Source organism: Hymenobacter sp. YIM 151500-1 (assembly GCF_025979885.1).
Classification (GTDB): Bacteria; Bacteroidota; Bacteroidia; order Cytophagales; family Hymenobacteraceae; genus Hymenobacter.
In genome coordinates, this window is the sequence record NZ_CP110139.1 from 2734960 (window position 1) to 2751040 (window position 16081).

A 16081-nucleotide genomic window follows, 5' to 3' on the forward strand; every position below is an offset into this window, starting at 1 on the left:
CCGGCATTGTTCCAGCCTTTCCGCCAAAGATGCGCCTGAAACACTTTACCGTTGCATTCGGCCAGCAACTCTTTAAAGCCCTGGGCGACGAAAGCCGGGTGCGCATCCTGCACCTGCTTTGGCGCAACCAGGAAATGTGCATCTCGGACCTGGAACAGGTGCTCGACTTCACCCAAACCAAAACCTCGCGCCAGCTGGGCTACCTGAAAAATGCCGGCTTGGTCAGCTTCCGGCGGCTCGACAACTGGGTGTTTTACTTCATAAAGGAAGAAGCCCAGGACTTCGTTCAGCAGCTGCTCGGCTACATGGAGCGTGACCCGCAGCTGGTGCACGACCAGAAGATCTACCAAACCCTCTGGTCGAACCGGGAGCTGGCCGCGTATAAGCTCCAGAGCCGCCGCTGGACCGGCGCCGCCGAGGTGCGCTGACGCTAGCCGTTTTTTCGTGTCTGATTCTGATTCTGTATTATTCTGTGAAACCTGTTGCTGCCATTACCCGCATTTTCGTCTGCAATGCCCAGAAAAGTGAAGTGGGCCGCGACGTTGCCAAGGCTTTAAAGCTCGAACTGAAGAAGCAAGGGCTGAAACAGGTGCTGCTGAGTGGCGAAAAGCACAAAACCCGCGTGCAAACCTGCAACTGCCTCGACCTCTGCAAGCACTGCAAGAAAGGCTCCGGCGCGGCCCTCATCATCTACCCCGGAGGCACCGTGTACGGCGACGTAAAACCCAAAGACGCCCCCGACATCGTGCGTGAGCACCTGGCCGAAGGCCGCCCCGTAGAACACCTGCGTCTGGAGTAGTAGGTATACTTGTGTACGTTGAGGTGTGTACTGACGCCAGAAGCCAACCGTCCTGCTGAGCCCCGTGAAGCATCTCTCCCGCTGGCTAACCTCAATCGTGCAGACGAAGCAGTTTCAGCAACGAAACGGTAGAGATGCTTCGACTCCGCTCAGCAGGACGGGCTACTTGTTACCTGTCACCTCCTCACTATTTACTTTATCACTTCTTCACCTCATCACTCCCCTTGAAATACCAGCATCTTTTCTTCGACCTCGACCATACGCTGTGGGACTTTGAAACCAACGCCGATGCGACCTTGCGGCAGTTGTTCGACCTGCACGAGTTGGGGCGCTACGGCACGTTCACGGTGGAGGAGTTTATTCAGGTGTACTCCGACATCAACCACGGGCTGTGGCGGCTGTACCAGAACAATAAAATCACCCAGCAGCAGCTGCGCGTTACTCGTTTTCCGCGCACCTTCCTGAAGCTGGGCCTGCGAGAGGAAGATTCGCCAGCAGATATTTCGGAGCAGTTCACCGATATTTTACCCAAGAAGTCGGCCGTGTTTCCCTATACCTACGAGGTGCTGGACTACCTGCGCGACAAAGGCTACGAGCTGCACCTGATTACGAATGGCTTCAAGGACGTTCAGTACATCAAGCTCAACGCCTCCCGCCTGACCGACTACTTCCAGGAAATCGTGACCTCGGAGTGCTGCGGCCACCTCAAGCCCGACTGCCGCATCTTTGAGCACGCGCTGGAGCGCAGCGGCGCGGCGGCCAGCCAGAGCCTAATGATTGGCGACAACCTGGAGTGCGACGTGCTGGGTGCCTACAACGCCGGCATCGACCAGGTGTACTTCAACCCCGAAAAGCGCCGCCACTTCAACACCATTACCTACGAAATCAGCTGCCTGAGCGAGCTAAAGGAGATTTTGTAGGGGCCCGTGCGACGCGCCCGGCCAGCGGCACGAGCCAGAAAATGCAACGCGAAGCCTTATTCGGCGAGGCACCTGCGCCGTCCAAGTGATGCTGTTCAAACGGCGACGTTCCGACACCTCACAAAGTGGAACTTCGCGTTATATCTTTTGCCTGTCCAACAAGCAACGAACCGGGCGCGTGCGACGCGCCCCTACATTTGCAGCTGATGACACGGTTGATTGGTTTCTCGGGGCGGCGGGGCAGCGGCAAAGACACCATTGCCCGCCTGATTCAGCAGGTACAGCCGGAGCGGCGGTGGCACATTCGCTCCGTGGGAGAACCCATCAAGGCTGTGTGCGCGGCCCTGGCCGGCGAGGGAGTGGCTCCGTACTTTTCGCAGCAGGGTAAAGCGGAGCGTTTGCCGGCGTTCGGGCGCACCCGCGGCGAAATGCTCCAGCAAGTGGGCCTGGCCCTGCGCCAGTGGGAGCCCGACATTTGGGTGCAGGCCTTTTTCTCGAAACTGCCTGCCGAGCAACACACGCTCATCCCCGACGTGCGCTTTCCCAACGAAGCCAACCTCATCAGCAGCCGCGGCGGCCTGATGATTCGGGTGGAAGGCGACCCGCTCGGCCAGCGCGGCGACGGCACCCGCGACGACCTCCACCCCAGCGAAACCGCCCTCGACGATTATCCTTATTTCGACCTCGTGCTGCATAACTCCGGCTCCCTGACTGAGCTGGAAGAGCAAGTGCGGCAGCTATTGGAACGGGTTTAAATAAGCCTCAACCTTGTGAAAAGAGCTGACTACTTTACTTTTTTATTTACTGCCTTCCTCTGGAGTGGATACACCCTTTTCGCTTTTAGCACTTGGCACGACGACCAGCAGTTGGAAACTGCTCCGGTTGCTTTGGCTTTTGTTCAAAAAGTGAGAAAAGAACATCACAAGAACAGCGTTAAGTACGAAGCCCTCGTGGTATTTAATGCGAAGAAAAGCCTTTCCCATCGCACCAATATAAGAATAGAACTAGACGAATATACCTACCAGCGTACAGCTATAAATGACACACTGCCTGTAAGGTACTTACCACATAAGCCACAAACGGCAGCTTACATCAGTTCTCCTGCCTCTGTAGCGCTGCCTTTAGTTACGCTTATTTGTACTGTTTTATTTATAGGGAATGCTCTGTGGTCAAGCAAAAGCAGGGATTTATTAAAAAGCAACCATGCATGGCACTGGGTTCTGCATGGTGGCACTGCTGTTTTCGGACTTGGAGCCATCTGCTATGGATTAACTTGTTGTGCTGACTGGTCAGCAAAGGATGGTCTACTTTCTCCTTATTTACGTGGTCACCATGTGGTGGGGCGCGTCATTGATGCTAGCCCTGCCGGTTCTGAAACACGCGTGTTGGTGGCTTTTCGACCTGTTAATGAGCCGCCGCCCTCTAGTCCACGTTACCGTTGGATGGCTGTACCTAAAACGTACTGGCATACTTTCCAACAAACTTTATTTCTTGGCTGGCGTCCTCCGGTAGATGTCTGGTATCCGCTCCAGGAACAAGAAAATGCTCAGTTACTGCTACAATTAAATCCTAATGGGGTGGGTCAGGATGGCACAACGTATGGCCTGATTGCCCTAGTTGGAATCGTTGTGCTTTTGTCACAAGTAAAGCAGCTAGAACGTTTGCGCCAAAAAGCGGAATAAGCTTCCGCACTACTGCGGTGCCGGCTGCTGCTGCCACGACGGCGTGCCGCCCGTAACCACCCGCGGCCAACCGTCCACGTACTCCAGCCGGTCCAGCAGCATCACCCGGCGCGAGTAGCCTTGCTCGTCGTCAATGGCGTCGAAGGTGGGCTGCTGGGGGTCGATGGCATGGTAGGCCAGCCAGTCTTGGCCGGCAGCGTCCGTGACGACGCAGTTGTGGCCGGGGGCGCGCCAGTGGGCGTTGCCTTCCAGCAGCGTGGCGTAGGGGTTGCCGGTGGCCTCGGCCAGGGTCTCGAAGGGGCCGGTGGCGGCACGGGAGCGGGCCACCAGCACGCCATAGTGGGCGTCGGGGCCGCAGCAGTTGTTGCCGGAATAGAACAGGTAGTACCAGCCGTGGCGCAGCACCACCCAGCTGCCTTCCAGGAGCTGGTCGTAGCGGCGCGGGTCGCCGGCGCCGGCGGGATGGAGCAGGGGCACTTCCGGGCTGCCAGGGGCGAAAGAAACCCGGTCGTCGGCCAGCTCCCGCACCCGCAGCGGCCCGAAGCCGGAGCCCCAATACAGCAGCCGCTTGCCCGTAGCGGGGTCGTCGAAAGCCATGGGGTCGATTTCCAGGAAGCCCGGCCCGCGCTGCAAAGGGGCGCCCACATCCACGAAGGGCCCGGCCGGCGAGGTAGCCGTTGCCACGGCTAGGCACAGGCCGGCTCCAGTGTCCGGCTTGGCAGAGTAGTAGAGGTAGTAGGTGCCTTCATGTTCACTCACGTGCGGTGCCCAGAACTTCTGCGTTTCTTGCGCCCACCGTGGCTTTTCGGGCAATCCTTCGCCCAGATATTCCCAGTGCACCAAGTCCAGGGAACGGGCCACTTGCAGATTGACGATGAGGCCGCCGGGGCGCTTGGTTTGGGTGCCGTAGGCGTAGTAGTAGCCGTCGGTGGCGCGGATAATAGTGGGGTCGGGAAAGTCGAAGTCCCAGATAGGGTTAGTGTAGGTAGTGGAGGTCGGCATCAGAAGCAAATTAACAGACGCGCATGGCGCTTTGCTCTCCAAACGGATTCGGCTGAGCGAAGATGCTGGTGTAGTCCATAGTCCGCAAGCCAAAGCCTATTGCCAGCCGCTGGCTACCTTTGCCCTCCTCTCCAGTTCGCACATCAACCACCCCAAATCAGCATCCCGATGGCCAACGGCTTTTTTAACGTCCCCACCCCTATCAACGAGCCCGTCAAAGCCTACGCCCCCGGCTCACCGGAGCGCACCGAGCTGCTCAAGACCCTAAAGGAGCTGAAGCAGCAGGAGCGCGACATTCCCATGCACATCGGCGGCCAGGAAGTGCGCACCGGCAACACCCAGCGCCTGAGCCCGCCCCACGACCACCAGCACACCCTAGGCTACTTCCACGAAGGCACTGCCGACCACGTGCGCCAGGCCATCGACGCGGCCCTAGCCGCCCGCCCGGCCTGGGCCGAGCTGCCCTGGGAGCAGCGGGCCGCCATCTTCCTGAAAGCCGCCGAGCTGCTGGCCGGTCCCTACCGCGCCCGCCTCAACGCGGCTACCATGCTGGGCCAGAGCAAAAACGCCTTCCAGGCCGAAATCGACGCCGCGTGTGAGCTGATTGACTTCTTCCGCTTCAATGTGCACTTCATGCAGGAGCTGTACCGGCAGCAGCCCCAGAGCCAGCCCGGCATGTGGAACCGCCTGGAGCATCGCCCGCTGGAAGGCTTCGTGTTTGCCCTCACGCCCTTCAACTTCACCTCCATTGCCGGCAACCTACCCACCTCGGCGGCCCTGATGGGCAACGTGGTGGTGTGGAAGCCCGCCAACACCCAGATTTACTCGGCCCAGGTGCTGATGGAGCTGTTCGAGGAAGCCGGCGTGCCGGCCGGCGTCATCAACCTCGTGTACGTGGACGGCCCCACGGCCGGGGAGGTTATCTTCCAGCACCCCGACTTCGCCGGCATCCACTTCACCGGCTCCACCGGCGTGTTCCAGAACATCTGGCAGACCATCGGCCAGAACATCAAGCGCTACCGGAGCTACCCGCGCATCGTGGGCGAAACCGGCGGCAAAGACTTTATCGTGGCGCATCCCTCGGCCCACGCCAAGGCCGTAGCCGTGGCTATTTCGCGCGGGGCCTTTGAATATCAGGGCCAGAAGTGCTCGGCCGCCTCGCGCATCTACCTGCCCGCCAACCTGGCCGATGAGGTGCTGGGCTACGTGAAGGAAGACCTCAAGTCGTTTAAGATGGGCGACGTCGAGGACTTCTCAAACTTCATCAACGCCGTTATCAGCGAGGCCTCCTTCGATAAGCTGGCCCGCTACATCGACGGCGCCAAGCAGGACCCCAACGCCGACATCGTGGCCGGCGGCAGCTACGATAAGTCGAAAGGCTACTTCATCCAGCCCACGGTCATCGTGACCAAGGACCCGCAGTACGTGACCATGTGCGAGGAGCTGTTCGGGCCCGTGGTAACGGTGTTTGTCTATGAGCCCGACCAGTTTGAGCAAACTCTGGAATTGGTGGACCGCACCTCGCCCTACGCCCTCACCGGCGCTATTTTCGCCCAGGACCGCTACGCCATCGACCTAGCCTCGAAGAAGCTGGTGCAAGCCGCCGGCAACTTCTACATCAACGACAAGCCTACCGGCGCCGTAGTGGGCCAGCAGCCCTTCGGCGGGGCCCGCGCCTCCGGTACCAACGACAAGGCCGGCTCCCTGCTCAACCTGCTGCGCTGGGTGTCGCCGCGCGCCATCAAGGAAACCTTCGTGCCGCCCGTCGACTACCGCTACCCGTTCCTGGGCGTCGAAACTGGCGAAAACCTGAACGTAACCGGCCAGGGTGGGTTCTAAGCCATTCAGTCCCACTAACTAAAACAGCCGCTTTAGGAAACTGAGGCGGCTGTTTCTTTTTTAGGCCGTGGGTATTTATAGTGGCGGTGGCACCTGCGGTGGAGGACCTAGCTTCACTCGGGCGTAGAGTTCCGCCAGTTGAATTCGCAATTGCAATGCGGACAAGTGCAGCTCGTCGCTCAAGGCGTCGTACACCTGTAGCGTCCATTGATTTTCTTCTCCTGGCTGGCGGGTAAGGCATTCAACTCAGCAATACTCCTGCTGCACCAGCACGTAATGCCGTACGCTGGGCAGGCGCTGATAAAACCGCAGTTTAGCGGTGCGGTCATACGCAGCGCTGGCGGGCGAAAGTACCTCGAAAATAACGCTGGGATGCTGTAAGATACGGTCGGCAGCTAGGTCGGCGGGGTGGCAGGACACTAGCAAGTCGGGGTAGATGAAGCACGAGTCATCTATCTTAAGCAAAGCTCCATCTAAAAACACTTCACACCGTGAGGCGTCTAGCCGGTCACCCAGCGCCCGGTAACTGTTGCCAATGATGTGGTTATGCGGAAGCGAGGCGCCAGCCATAGCAAAAACTTCGCCCTGGTAATATTTGTGGCGAACCTCCGAGGCATCTTCGAGCGCCAGATATTCTTCCACCGTGTAGTGGTTGGGTGCAGCAGCCTGTTCCATGTACGCGTCAACGGTTTATTGAAGGGTTCGGGGCTTGTCCAGCTCCGGCTGAATATCTAGCTCCGTGTAGATGTCGGCCAGCGGCAGCGTGATGCCTAGCTCCAGAATCGTCACGACATCCTCCTGGCTGGCTAGCGGTGTAAACGACCACACGCCCGACGGCTCCCGCCGGTACCACTCTACCAGCCAGCTGCTAGCCGACACCAGCAGATAGTGCTGTAAGGATGCCAATTGCGTGTAGCGGCTGAACTTCCACACCCGGTCGTGGCTCTCCGTACCTGGCGACAACACTTCAATCAACACCACTGGGTGGCGCATCATCACCTTGTTGGGTGAGTCGTCGGGGTGGCAGGTCACCATCACGTCCGGATACATGTATAGTTCGCCCTCCAGCACGGCCAGTCGCACGTTCTCATCATATACCCGGCAGCCTCTACCCCGCAACGCCAGCCGCAGGCTCACCACGCAGTTCTGCTTGACAATAGTGTGCATACCAACTGCCCCGGACATGGCGAAGGCTTCGCCCCGGTAAAACAGATGCCGCACTTCGGACACTTCTTCCAGCGCGAAGTATTCCTCCACAGCATAGTAGCGGGGCGAGGCCAGGGCCGGCTCCATAGGTAGCAGGATATATTTCTACCAAAAATACACCTTTTCCCAGCGGGCCGGTTTCACCTTTGTTCCCAACCGCTCAGGCCCTACCTTTGTCTTCCAACGCCATTTCGGATGGCATTCTTCTGTTGTTGCTTATGCTTCTCGCTGTTCCAACTCAATATCAACCCCAGGACTTTCTGCCTATTATCGTGCAGTTTGTGCTGGCGGTGGCTTTTGTGGCCTTTTCCATGGTAGCCTCGCACCTTATCGGGCCGCGCCGCAAGAGCCGCGTGAAAGACGAGGCCTTCGAGTGCGGTATCGAATCGGTGGGCAACGCCCGCACGCCCATTTCGGTGAAGTACTTTCTCACGGCCATCCTGTTTGTACTTTTCGACGTGGAGGTCATCTTCATGTATCCCTGGGCCGTGAACTTCCGCGAACTGGGCAAGACCGGCTTCTACGAGATGCTGGTGTTCCTGGCCTTGCTGTTGGCCGGCTTTGGCTATGTCATCAAAAAAGGCGTGCTGCGCTGGAATGAGGTGCGTTAACCCAAACTTTTGCTTGCCGCCTGGTGTTGGCAAACTGAAGTTTATCGGCTTCTAAACTGACTTTCTCGCATGGATACTAGAGTTCCGGAAATCAAAATGGTGGACGCGCCCGAGGGCGTGGAAGGCGCTGGCTTTTTTGCCACCTCGCTGGAGAAAGTAGTGGGCATTGCCCGCGCCAACTCGCTCTGGCCCCTGCCCTTTGCCACCTCCTGCTGCGGCATCGAGTTCATGGCTACCATGGGCTCCCACTACGACATCTCGCGTTTTGGCTCGGAGCGCCCCTCTTTCTCACCCCGCCAAGCTGACCTGCTGATGGTGATGGGCACCATTGCCAAAAAGATGGCGCCCATCGTGAAGCAGGTATACGAGCAGATGGCCGAGCCCCGCTGGGTGCTGGCCATGGGCGCCTGCGCTTCCTCGGGCGGTATCTTCGACTCCTACTCCGTGCTGCAAGGCATCGACCGGGTTATCCCGGTGGATGTGTACGTGCCCGGCTGCCCGCCCCGCCCCGAGCAAGTGCTCGACGGCCTGATGCGCATCCAGGACTTGGCCAAAAACGAATCCCTCCGCCGCCGCAACTCACCCGAATATCAGGCCCTGCTGGCGTCTTATAACATTAAATAGACCTGGGACAATGAGAAGTGAGAGGTGAGACTAGGTTTTGGGCGGAATACTGCCAGAACATCGTCTCACTTCTCACCTCGCACAATCTCACCTCTCTACCATGGCTGACCACACCGAATCTGCTGCTGCTCAGGAAACCGCCACGGCCCAAGACCCGGCCGCGCAGAAAAACGCGCAGCTGTTGGACTTGCTTTACCGCCTGTTTGGCCAGGATGCCTTTACCGATGTGGAGGAGCCCTACGGCCTGCTAACCGTCACGACCACGCGGGAGCGAATCCACGACATTGTGGCGGGCTTGCAGCAGGACCAGGAGTTGCAGCTCAACTTTCTGACCACCATGTGCGGCATGCACTGGCCGGAGCAGGAAGGCCGGGAGTTAGGCATGGTGTATCACCTGCACAGCCTGGTGCACAACGTGCGCCTGCGCCTGAAAATCTTCTTTCCGATTTCGGACCCCGTGGTGCCGACGCTGACGGACCTTTACGCCACCGCCAACTGGATGGAGCGTGAGACTTACGACTACTTCGGTATTATCTTCCCAGGCCACCCTAACCTCATCCGCATTCTGAATGTGGAAGACATGGACTACCACCCCATGCGCAAGGAATACGCTTTGGAAGACGGTACCCGCGAAGACAAAACCGACCTGTTCTTTGGAAGATGATGTGGTAAGAGGTATTGGGTAGTTGGTAACAAGAAGAATTACCACTTATCCACGAGTTTCCACTCGCTTACCTAATACCAACTACTCTATACCTACTACCAATCATGGCAGTAAACGACACGCTGGAAGGCACCCACAAGATTATCGAGGAGGCGCGCGAGCAGCAGCCCCGCATTAATCCGCTGGCGCCGACCGTCAACGACTTCAACCAGGAGCTGACCACGCTCAACCTGGGCCCCACGCACCCCGCCACCCACGGTATCTTTCAGAACATCTTGCAGATGGACGGGGAGCGGATCGTTTCGGGCGTGCCCACCATCGGCTACATCCACCGCGCCTTCGAGAAGATTGCCGAGCGCCGGCCCTTCTACCAGATTACGCCGCTCACCGACCGGATGAACTACTGTTCGTCGCCCATCAACAACATGGGCTGGCACATGACCGTGGAGAAGCTGCTAGGCGTGACGGTACCAAAGCGCGCCGAGTATATGCGCGTGATTGTCATGGAGTTGGCCCGCATCACCGACCACCTCATCTGCAACTCTATTCTGGGCGTAGATACCGGCGCTTTCACCGGCTTTCTGTATGTGTTTCAGGAGCGCGAGAAGGTGTACGAGATTTACGAGGAAATCTGCGGCGCCCGCCTCACCACCAATATGGGCCGCGTGGGCGGCATGGAGCGTGATTTCTCCGATACGGCCGTCCAGAAGCTGCGCAAGTGGCTTAAGGAGTTCCCGGCCGTGATGAAGGAGTTTGAGAGCATGTTCAACCGCAACCGCATCTTCATGGACCGCACCCAAAATGTGGGCGGTATCACGGCGGAGCGGGCTCTGAACTACGGCTTCACCGGCCCCAACCTGCGCGCCGCCGGCGTCGACTACGACGTGCGGGTGATGAACCCGTACTCCAGCTACCAGGATTTCGACTTTGAAATTCCGGTGGGTACCAACGGCGATACCTACGACCGGTTTTTGGTGCGCAACGAGGAAATCTGGCAGAGCCTGCGCATCATCAACCAGGCCCTCGAAAACCTGCCCGAAGGCCCCTACCACGCCGACGCCCCGCACTACTACCTGCCGCCCAAGCAGGCCGTGTACAAAAACATGGAGGCGCTTATCTACCACTTCAAAATCATCATGGGTGAGATTGAAGCGCCGGTGGGCGAAGTCTACCACTCCGTAGAAGGTGGCAACGGCGAACTAGGCTTCTACCTCGTTTCCGACGGGGGCCGCACGCCCTACCGCCTGCACTTCCGCCGGCCCTGCTTCATTTACTACCAGGCTTACCCCGAAATGGTAGTGGGCTCCACCCTCTCCGACGCCATTGTGACGCTCAGCTCCATGAACGTTATTGCCGGTGAGCTGGACGCGTAATTTACTAGTATCATGCGCCTTACCGAGCAAGAAATCATCCTTATTCAAGAGTACTTCCGGCAGCAGCCGGTGCTGCGGGTGTTCTTGTTTGGTTCTCATGCGCGGGGAGAAGCCAATGCTGAAAGTGACGTGGACTTGCTAGTAGAGCTAGATCCGACGCAGCCTGTTGGAATAAGGTTTTTTGGTTGGTCGGGGGAGTTAAGCGAATCCCTCGGCAAACAAGTAGATTTGGGTAGCGCCGACACCATTTTGCCTTTTTACCGACCCTTTACTGAAGCTGATAAGATCTTAATCTATGACCAAGCGGTTTGCCGACAAGCAGCGGCTTGAGCATATGCTGACAGCCATTGACGACGTGCTAAACTTCACGGCCACAGCTTCAGAAACTGAATTCATCCAAAACCGCATGATGCAATTTGCCTGCGTGCGGGGTTTGAAAATCATTGGCGAAGCTGCCAACCATTTGACAATAGCGCCGCGTGATGCGAATCCGCATATTCGGTGGCGCGACGTTGTTGGGATGCGCAACTTTGCTGCTCATCAATACTTCGACGTGCAGAACCAAGTAATTTGGGATGCTGTACGCCGAGACCTGCCCGCGCTGAAACTGCAACTTCAACAAGTGCTTTCGGCACTTTCTGCCTAATGGAAGTATCTACTATTGCGCCCAATAAGCCCCAATTCTCACCCGCTGCCCTGGCGGAAATTGCGCGTATTCGCAAACAGTACCCCGAAGACCGGCAGAAGTCGGCGCTACTGCCGGTGCTGCACATTGCGCAGGCCGAGTTTGGCGGCTGGGTGAGTCCGGAGGTGCAGGATCTGGTAGCCGAAACGCTGAACCTGCGCCCGATTGAGGTATACGAGGTAGCCACATTCTACACCATGTTCAACCTGAAGCCGGTGGGCAAGCACGTGCTGGAAATCTGCCGTACGGGCCCCTGCATGCTGCGCGGCTCCGACGAGCTGACGGCCCACTTGGAGCGCATCACCGGCGCCAAAGTCGGCGGCACGTCACCGGATGGGTTGTTCACCCTGAAAGAAGTGGAGTGCTTAGCCGCCTGCGGCTTCGCGCCCATTGTGCAAGTGCGCGAGAAATACTACGAGCAGCTTGACACCGAAGAAGCCGTAGACGCCATGCTCACGGAGCTGCGCAACCAGGTGCACCGCCCCGCCCTGCCATGGGAAGAAAATGGCTTGACTAATGCGCTGGCTAACAACTGACCTGCCGCAGCATGGACGAACGAAATAAAGACCTGCCGCTGATTGTCTCGGAGATTGTCATTGAGATGCACGAGATGAAGGAAGGCATTCAGGAGATGCGAGATGATATGCGTGGAATGAAGAGCGCTATTGAACAGATGGCTTCTCTCATGCTCAAGCAGCAACAGCATACCAATCACATGTTCCATTCCCTGATGGAAGAAAACCGCAAGAACACTGAGTTTATGGTAGCTGCCTTTCGTGAAGAGGCGCAAGCAACTCGTCAGCGGCTTGACGACCATGAAGGCCGCATTTCCACGCTGGAAACTAGATAGTGACTATGGGACGCAAACTGCTGACCGAACATATTAACGTTAAAGGCATTGACACCTTTGAGGTATACCGCAAGCAAGGCGGCTACCGCTCGGTGGAGAAGGCCCTGAAAACGATGACGCCCGACGAGGTGGTGGAAGAAGTGAAGAAGTCGGGTCTGCGGGGCCGCGGCGGCGCGGGCTTCCCCACGGGCATGAAGTGGAGCTTCCTGGCCAAGCCCGAAGGCGTGCCGCGCTACCTCGTCTGCAACGCCGACGAGTCGGAGCCGGGCACGTTCAAGGACCGGCAGCTGATGTCGAAGCTGCCCCACCTGCTCATCGAGGGCATGATTACCAGCTCCTACGCGCTAGGCGCCAACACTTCATACATCTACATCCGCGGGGAGCTGCTGTACGTGCTGCGCATCCTGGAAAAGGCCATTGCTGAAGCCTATGCCGCCGGTTTTTTGGGCAAGAACATCCTGGGCTCGGGCTACGACCTGGACCTGTACGTGCACCCCGGCGGTGGAGCCTACATCTGCGGTGAGGAAACGGCTCTGCTCGAAAGCCTGGAAGGCAAGCGGGGTAATCCGCGCAATAAGCCTCCGTTTCCGGCTGTGCAGGGCCTTTACGCCCGCCCCACGGTGGTAAACAACGTGGAATCCATTGCTACCGTGCCGGTGATTGTCAACGACGGTGGCGAGGAGTACGCCAAAATCGGTGTCGGCCGCAGTACGGGTACCAAGCTGATTTCGGCCTGCGGCCACCTCAACAAACCGGGCATCTACGAAATCGAGCTGGGCGTGCCGGTGGAGGAGTTTATCTACTCCGACGAGTACTGCGGCGGCATCTGGAAGGGCCGGGAGTTGAAAGCTGTGGTGGCCGGCGGGTCGTCGGTGCCCATTCTGCCCAAGGAATTGATTTTGAAAACAGCGGCCGGTGAGCCGCGCCTGATGACCTACGAGTCGTTGTCGGACGGCGGATTTGTGACGGGTACCATGCTCGGCTCGGGCGGCTTTATTGCCATGGACGAGACGACGTGCATCGTGCGCAACACTTGGAACTTCTCGCGCTTCTACCATCACGAAAGCTGCGGACAATGCTCGCCCTGCCGCGAGGGCACCGGCTGGATGGAAAAAGTGTTGCACCGCCTGGAGCATGGCCACGGCCACATGGAGGACATCGACCTGTTGGTGAGCGTCGCTAAGCAAATTGAGGGCAATACTATCTGCCCCTTGGGCGAAGCCGCCGCCTGGCCGGTAGCCGCTGCCGTGCGCCACTTCCGCCACGAGTTTGAGTGGCACGTGACCCACGCCAAAGAAGCCGCCCAACCCGGCGCAGTGTATCCTGGAGCAGCAGTGCTTGTATAGAACGTAGATTTGAGAACTTAGAGCTTAGATTTTTCAGAACGATAACAGCTGGTGGACTCAAAGTCTACGCTCTAAGTTCTCACGGTCTAAGCTCTTCACATAGAACCAATGGCTAAAATAACCTTCGACGGCATCGAGGTGGAAGTTCCGGACGGAACGACCATCCTCAACGCGGCCCGCCAGATTGGTGGCAGCATCGTGCCTCCGGCCATGTGCTACTACACGCCGCTGAAAGGCTCGGGTGGCAAGTGCCGCGCTTGCCTCGTGCGCGTGGCGGCCGGCTCGGCCAAAGACCCGCGGCCCATGCCCAAGCTCGTGGCTTCGTGCGTAACGCCGGTGCAAGACGGTATGGTGGTCGAAAACACCACCAGCCAGCAAGTGCTCGACGTGCGCAAAGGCATTGTGGAGATGCTGCTCATCAACCACCCGCTCGACTGCCCGGTGTGCGACCAGGCTGGCGAGTGCGACTTGCAGAACTTCGCCTTCGAGCACGGCGTAGCCACCACCCGCTACCAGGAAGAGCGCCGCACATTCGAGAAAATTGACATTGGCCCGCTGATTCAGTTGCACATGACGCGCTGCATCCTGTGCTACCGCTGCGTGTTTACTGCCGACCAAGTGGCCGGTGAGCGGGTGCACGGCGTGCTGGGCCGCGGCGACGCCGCCGAAATCGGCACCTACATCGAGAACATCATCGACCACGACTTCAGCGGCAACGTCATCGACGTGTGCCCGGTGGGAGCCCTGACCGACAAAACCTTCCGCTTCAAGCAGCGGGTGTGGTTCACGAAGCCCGTAAATGCCCACCGCGACTGTCCCAAGTGCACGGGCAAGGTGGTGCTGTGGTACAAAGGCAAGGACGTGCTGCGCGTAACGGCCCGCAAAGACCAGTACGGTGAGGTAAAGGAGTGGATTTGCAACGAGTGCCGCTTCGAGAAAAAGGAAACCGCCGACTGGACCCTCGAAGGCCCCGCCCACATCGACCGTTCTTCGGTGATTTCCGCAAACCACTACGAGCTGCCCGTGCTAAACCAGTCAGTAGTGGCCGATTTGCCAGAAAGCACCCAGCGCGAACTGGAAAAGAATCCGCCACTGAAGCTGGGTAATTAACTGGTCTACAGTTTTTGGTTGCTGGTTTTTGGCTTTTTGCAGTGAGTGAAGAACGCCAAAACCAGAGCCAAAAACCAACAACCAACAACCAGAAACAATCCATGATAGAGATACCGACCTTAGGCTGGCAAGCCATTGTCATCTTCGTTGTTTTCGCGGTTTCGCTGCTGATTGCCACGTATTCTACGTACGCGGAGCGCGTGGTGGCGGCCTTCTTGCAGGACCGTGTGGGCCCGGACCGCGCCGGACCTTATGGCTTGCTACAGCCGCTGGCCGACGCTGTGAAGATGTTCACCAAGGAGGAGTTTTTTCCTGGTGGCGCCAGCAAAGCCTTGTTCGTATTTGGCCCCTGCCTGGCCATGCTCACGGCCCTGATGTCGTCGGCGGTTATTCCGTTCGGCAACACCCTGACCTTCGGCAACAACTCCTTTTTCCTGCAAGGCATCGAGGTGAATATTGGGATGCTGTGGGTATTCGGGGTGGTGTCGCTGGGCGTGTACGGCATCATGATTGGTGGCTGGGCCTCGAACAACAAGTTTTCCCTGCTGGGCGCCATCCGGGCGGCCTCGCAGAACATCAGCTACGAGCTGGCCATGGGCATGTCGCTGATTGCGGTGCTGATGATGTCGGGCACACTGAGCCTGCGCGAAATCACCTTGCAGCAGTCGGTGCCGGGCGAGTGGGCCATGTGGAACATAGTGAAGCAGCCGCTGGGCTTCATCATCTTCCTGGTGTGCGCCTTTGCCGAAACCAACCGCACGCCTTTCGACCTGCCCGAGTGCGAAACCGAGCTGGTAGGCGGCTACCACACCGAGTACTCGTCGATGAAGCTGGGCCTGTACCTGTTTGCCGAGTACGTCAACATCTTCGTGGCCTCGGCCGTGATGAGCGTGCTGTACTTCGGCGGGTTTAACTTCCCGTTCCAATACGAGCTGCGCGACTGGCTGGTGAGCAGCCAGGACTGGGAGCTGGCTTCGGCCCAAAACCTGATTACGGTGCTGGGCACGCTGGGCCTATTCGCCAAGATTTTCGCCTTCATTTTCTTCTTCATGTGGGTGCGCTGGACTCTGCCCCGCTTCCGCTACGACCAATTGATGCGCCTGGGCTGGACCATCCTCATTCCGCTGGCCGTCTTCAACATCCTGCTCACCGGCGGCCTCATCCTGTTCGGGGTGATAAAGTAACTGGTTACGTACGCCCCCGAAACAGAGAGGCGACAAATCGAACTAGCTACAGCTATACCAGAGGAATTACGCTTGATAAGAGCGAATTTTAACCAGTATAACAGTAGCTCTGAAGAAGACAATCAAGCAGAACACACTAAAGAGGTCGAAAGACGCATGCACCTTAAACAGGCCATTCGCTCCACA

20 protein-coding genes are annotated in these 16081 nt (G+C 58.2%); 17 read left to right on the plus strand and 3 right to left on the minus strand.

Going from position 1 to position 16081, the window contains the following annotated elements; genetic code table 11:
• Positions 1-29: 29 nt before the first annotated feature.
• From OIS53_RS11410 to OIS53_RS11430, 5 genes are all read left to right on the plus strand, one after another.
• Positions 30-428, plus strand: a complete 399-nt coding sequence (locus OIS53_RS11410; protein WP_264678698.1) for an ArsR/SmtB family transcription factor — start codon at positions 30-32, stop codon at positions 426-428.
• Between the two features lie 44 nt (positions 429-472).
• On the plus strand, positions 473-799 hold the full coding sequence (locus tag OIS53_RS11415; RefSeq protein ID WP_264678699.1) for a (2Fe-2S) ferredoxin domain-containing protein: 327 nt from the start codon (positions 473-475) through the stop codon (positions 797-799).
• 224 nt (positions 800-1023) lie between these two features.
• Positions 1024-1719: a YjjG family noncanonical pyrimidine nucleotidase gene (locus OIS53_RS11420; RefSeq protein ID WP_264678700.1), complete on the plus strand. Its 696-nt coding sequence runs from the start codon at positions 1024-1026 to the stop codon at positions 1717-1719.
• A gap of 206 nt (positions 1720-1925) precedes the next feature.
• On the plus strand, positions 1926-2474 hold the full coding sequence (locus OIS53_RS11425; RefSeq protein ID WP_264678701.1) for a hypothetical protein: 549 nt from the start codon (positions 1926-1928) through the stop codon (positions 2472-2474).
• A 15-nt stretch (positions 2475-2489) separates the two neighbouring features.
• Entirely contained in the window at positions 2490-3401 is a 912-nt protein-coding gene (locus OIS53_RS11430; protein WP_264678702.1) for a hypothetical protein, read from the plus strand.
• 9 nt (positions 3402-3410) lie between these two features.
• On the opposite strand, the gene OIS53_RS11435 is transcribed toward OIS53_RS11430, so the two are convergent.
• A complete protein-coding gene (locus OIS53_RS11435; protein WP_264678703.1) occupies positions 3411-4403 on the minus strand; it encodes a glycoside hydrolase family 43 protein in 993 nt (330 codons plus the stop codon).
• A 168-nt stretch (positions 4404-4571) separates the two neighbouring features.
• Between OIS53_RS11435 and pruA the strand changes: the two genes are divergently transcribed.
• On the plus strand, positions 4572-6242 hold the full coding sequence (gene pruA / locus OIS53_RS11440) for an L-glutamate gamma-semialdehyde dehydrogenase (RefSeq protein ID WP_264678704.1): 1671 nt from the start codon (positions 4572-4574) through the stop codon (positions 6240-6242).
• A 246-nt stretch (positions 6243-6488) separates the two neighbouring features.
• Here the strand turns inward: pruA and OIS53_RS11445 are convergent, their stop codons facing one another.
• The gene (locus tag OIS53_RS11445; protein ID WP_264678705.1) at positions 6489-6917 is read right to left on the minus strand and encodes a Uma2 family endonuclease; all 429 of its coding nucleotides are present in this window, start codon (positions 6915-6917) and stop codon (positions 6489-6491) included.
• Between the two features lie 15 nt (positions 6918-6932).
• Positions 6933-7535, minus strand: coding sequence for a Uma2 family endonuclease (locus OIS53_RS11450; RefSeq protein ID WP_264678706.1), 603 nt, complete (start codon positions 7533-7535; stop codon positions 6933-6935).
• Positions 7536-7666: 131 nt separating this feature from the next.
• Here OIS53_RS11450 and OIS53_RS11455 point away from each other — a divergent pair, with 131 nt between their 5' ends.
• The 11 genes from OIS53_RS11455 to nuoH all read left to right on the plus strand — a co-directional run bounded on the left by OIS53_RS11455 (position 7667) and on the right by nuoH (position 15895).
• Complete coding sequence (locus OIS53_RS11455) at positions 7667-8059, plus strand: NADH-quinone oxidoreductase subunit A (protein ID WP_264678707.1); 393 nt, start codon at positions 7667-7669, stop codon at positions 8057-8059.
• Between the two features lie 69 nt (positions 8060-8128).
• The gene (locus tag OIS53_RS11460; protein ID WP_319805456.1) at positions 8129-8683 is read left to right on the plus strand and encodes an NADH-quinone oxidoreductase subunit B; all 555 of its coding nucleotides are present in this window, start codon (positions 8129-8131) and stop codon (positions 8681-8683) included.
• Between the two features lie 100 nt (positions 8684-8783).
• Positions 8784-9347 carry an NADH-quinone oxidoreductase subunit C gene (locus OIS53_RS11465; RefSeq protein ID WP_264678708.1) on the plus strand — a complete coding sequence of 188 codons (564 nt, stop codon included), beginning with the start codon at positions 8784-8786 and terminating at the stop codon, positions 9345-9347.
• A 104-nt stretch (positions 9348-9451) separates the two neighbouring features.
• Positions 9452-10720, plus strand: coding sequence for an NADH dehydrogenase (quinone) subunit D (gene nuoD, locus OIS53_RS11470; RefSeq protein ID WP_264678709.1), 1269 nt, complete (start codon positions 9452-9454; stop codon positions 10718-10720).
• A 12-nt stretch (positions 10721-10732) separates the two neighbouring features.
• Positions 10733-11050: a nucleotidyltransferase family protein gene (locus OIS53_RS11475; RefSeq protein ID WP_264678710.1), complete on the plus strand. Its 318-nt coding sequence runs from the start codon at positions 10733-10735 to the stop codon at positions 11048-11050.
• Positions 11016-11366, plus strand: coding sequence for a HepT-like ribonuclease domain-containing protein (locus OIS53_RS11480; RefSeq protein WP_264678711.1), 351 nt, complete (start codon positions 11016-11018; stop codon positions 11364-11366). Before OIS53_RS11475 ends, OIS53_RS11480 begins: the two co-directional genes overlap by 35 nt.
• A complete protein-coding gene (locus tag OIS53_RS11485) occupies positions 11366-11941 on the plus strand; it encodes an NADH-quinone oxidoreductase subunit NuoE family protein (RefSeq protein ID WP_264678712.1) in 576 nt (191 codons plus the stop codon). The genes OIS53_RS11480 and OIS53_RS11485 overlap by 1 nt, the downstream gene beginning before the upstream one ends.
• A gap of 11 nt (positions 11942-11952) precedes the next feature.
• The gene (locus tag OIS53_RS11490; RefSeq protein WP_264678713.1) at positions 11953-12255 is read left to right on the plus strand and encodes a hypothetical protein; all 303 of its coding nucleotides are present in this window, start codon (positions 11953-11955) and stop codon (positions 12253-12255) included.
• A 5-nt stretch (positions 12256-12260) separates the two neighbouring features.
• Positions 12261-13601, plus strand: a complete 1341-nt coding sequence (gene nuoF / locus OIS53_RS11495) for an NADH-quinone oxidoreductase subunit NuoF (RefSeq protein WP_264678714.1) — start codon at positions 12261-12263, stop codon at positions 13599-13601.
• A gap of 108 nt (positions 13602-13709) precedes the next feature.
• Positions 13710-14711 (plus strand): NADH-quinone oxidoreductase subunit G, encoded by a 1002-nt coding sequence (locus tag OIS53_RS11500; protein WP_264678715.1) that lies wholly within the window; start codon positions 13710-13712, stop codon positions 14709-14711.
• Between the two features lie 101 nt (positions 14712-14812).
• Positions 14813-15895, plus strand: a complete 1083-nt coding sequence (gene nuoH / locus OIS53_RS11505; RefSeq protein WP_413775160.1) for an NADH-quinone oxidoreductase subunit NuoH — start codon at positions 14813-14815, stop codon at positions 15893-15895.
• The last annotated feature ends 186 nt before the right edge of the window (positions 15896-16081 follow it).

Excerpts from the sequence above, each read along its gene's own strand:
- OIS53_RS11410 (WP_264678698.1), top strand. The coding sequence starts at position 30 with ATGCGCCTGAAACACTTTACCGTTGCATTCGGCCAGCAACTCTTTAAA.
- nuoF (WP_264678714.1), top strand. The coding sequence starts at position 12,261 with ATGGGACGCAAACTGCTGACCGAACATATTAACGTTAAAGGCATTGAC.
- OIS53_RS11460 (WP_319805456.1), top strand. The coding sequence starts at position 8,129 with ATGGATACTAGAGTTCCGGAAATCAAAATGGTGGACGCGCCCGAGGGC.
- OIS53_RS11450 (WP_264678706.1), bottom strand. The coding sequence starts at position 7,535 with ATGGAGCCGGCCCTGGCCTCGCCCCGCTACTATGCTGTGGAGGAATAC.
- OIS53_RS11480 (WP_264678711.1), top strand. The coding sequence starts at position 11,016 with ATGACCAAGCGGTTTGCCGACAAGCAGCGGCTTGAGCATATGCTGACA.
- nuoH (WP_413775160.1), top strand. The coding sequence starts at position 14,813 with ATGATAGAGATACCGACCTTAGGCTGGCAAGCCATTGTCATCTTCGTT.
- OIS53_RS11465 (WP_264678708.1), top strand. The coding sequence starts at position 8,784 with ATGGCTGACCACACCGAATCTGCTGCTGCTCAGGAAACCGCCACGGCC.
- OIS53_RS11475 (WP_264678710.1), top strand. The coding sequence starts at position 10,733 with ATGCGCCTTACCGAGCAAGAAATCATCCTTATTCAAGAGTACTTCCGG.
- OIS53_RS11435 (WP_264678703.1), bottom strand. The coding sequence starts at position 4,403 with ATGCCGACCTCCACTACCTACACTAACCCTATCTGGGACTTCGACTTT.
- OIS53_RS11500 (WP_264678715.1), top strand. The coding sequence starts at position 13,710 with ATGGCTAAAATAACCTTCGACGGCATCGAGGTGGAAGTTCCGGACGGA.
- nuoD (WP_264678709.1), top strand. The coding sequence starts at position 9,452 with ATGGCAGTAAACGACACGCTGGAAGGCACCCACAAGATTATCGAGGAG.
- OIS53_RS11490 (WP_264678713.1), top strand. The coding sequence starts at position 11,953 with ATGGACGAACGAAATAAAGACCTGCCGCTGATTGTCTCGGAGATTGTC.
- OIS53_RS11455 (WP_264678707.1), top strand. The coding sequence starts at position 7,667 with ATGCTTCTCGCTGTTCCAACTCAATATCAACCCCAGGACTTTCTGCCT.
- OIS53_RS11485 (WP_264678712.1), top strand. The coding sequence starts at position 11,366 with ATGGAAGTATCTACTATTGCGCCCAATAAGCCCCAATTCTCACCCGCT.
- pruA (WP_264678704.1), top strand. The coding sequence starts at position 4,572 with ATGGCCAACGGCTTTTTTAACGTCCCCACCCCTATCAACGAGCCCGTC.
- OIS53_RS11445 (WP_264678705.1), bottom strand. The coding sequence starts at position 6,917 with ATGGAACAGGCTGCTGCACCCAACCACTACACGGTGGAAGAATATCTG.
- OIS53_RS11425 (WP_264678701.1), top strand. The coding sequence starts at position 1,926 with ATGACACGGTTGATTGGTTTCTCGGGGCGGCGGGGCAGCGGCAAAGAC.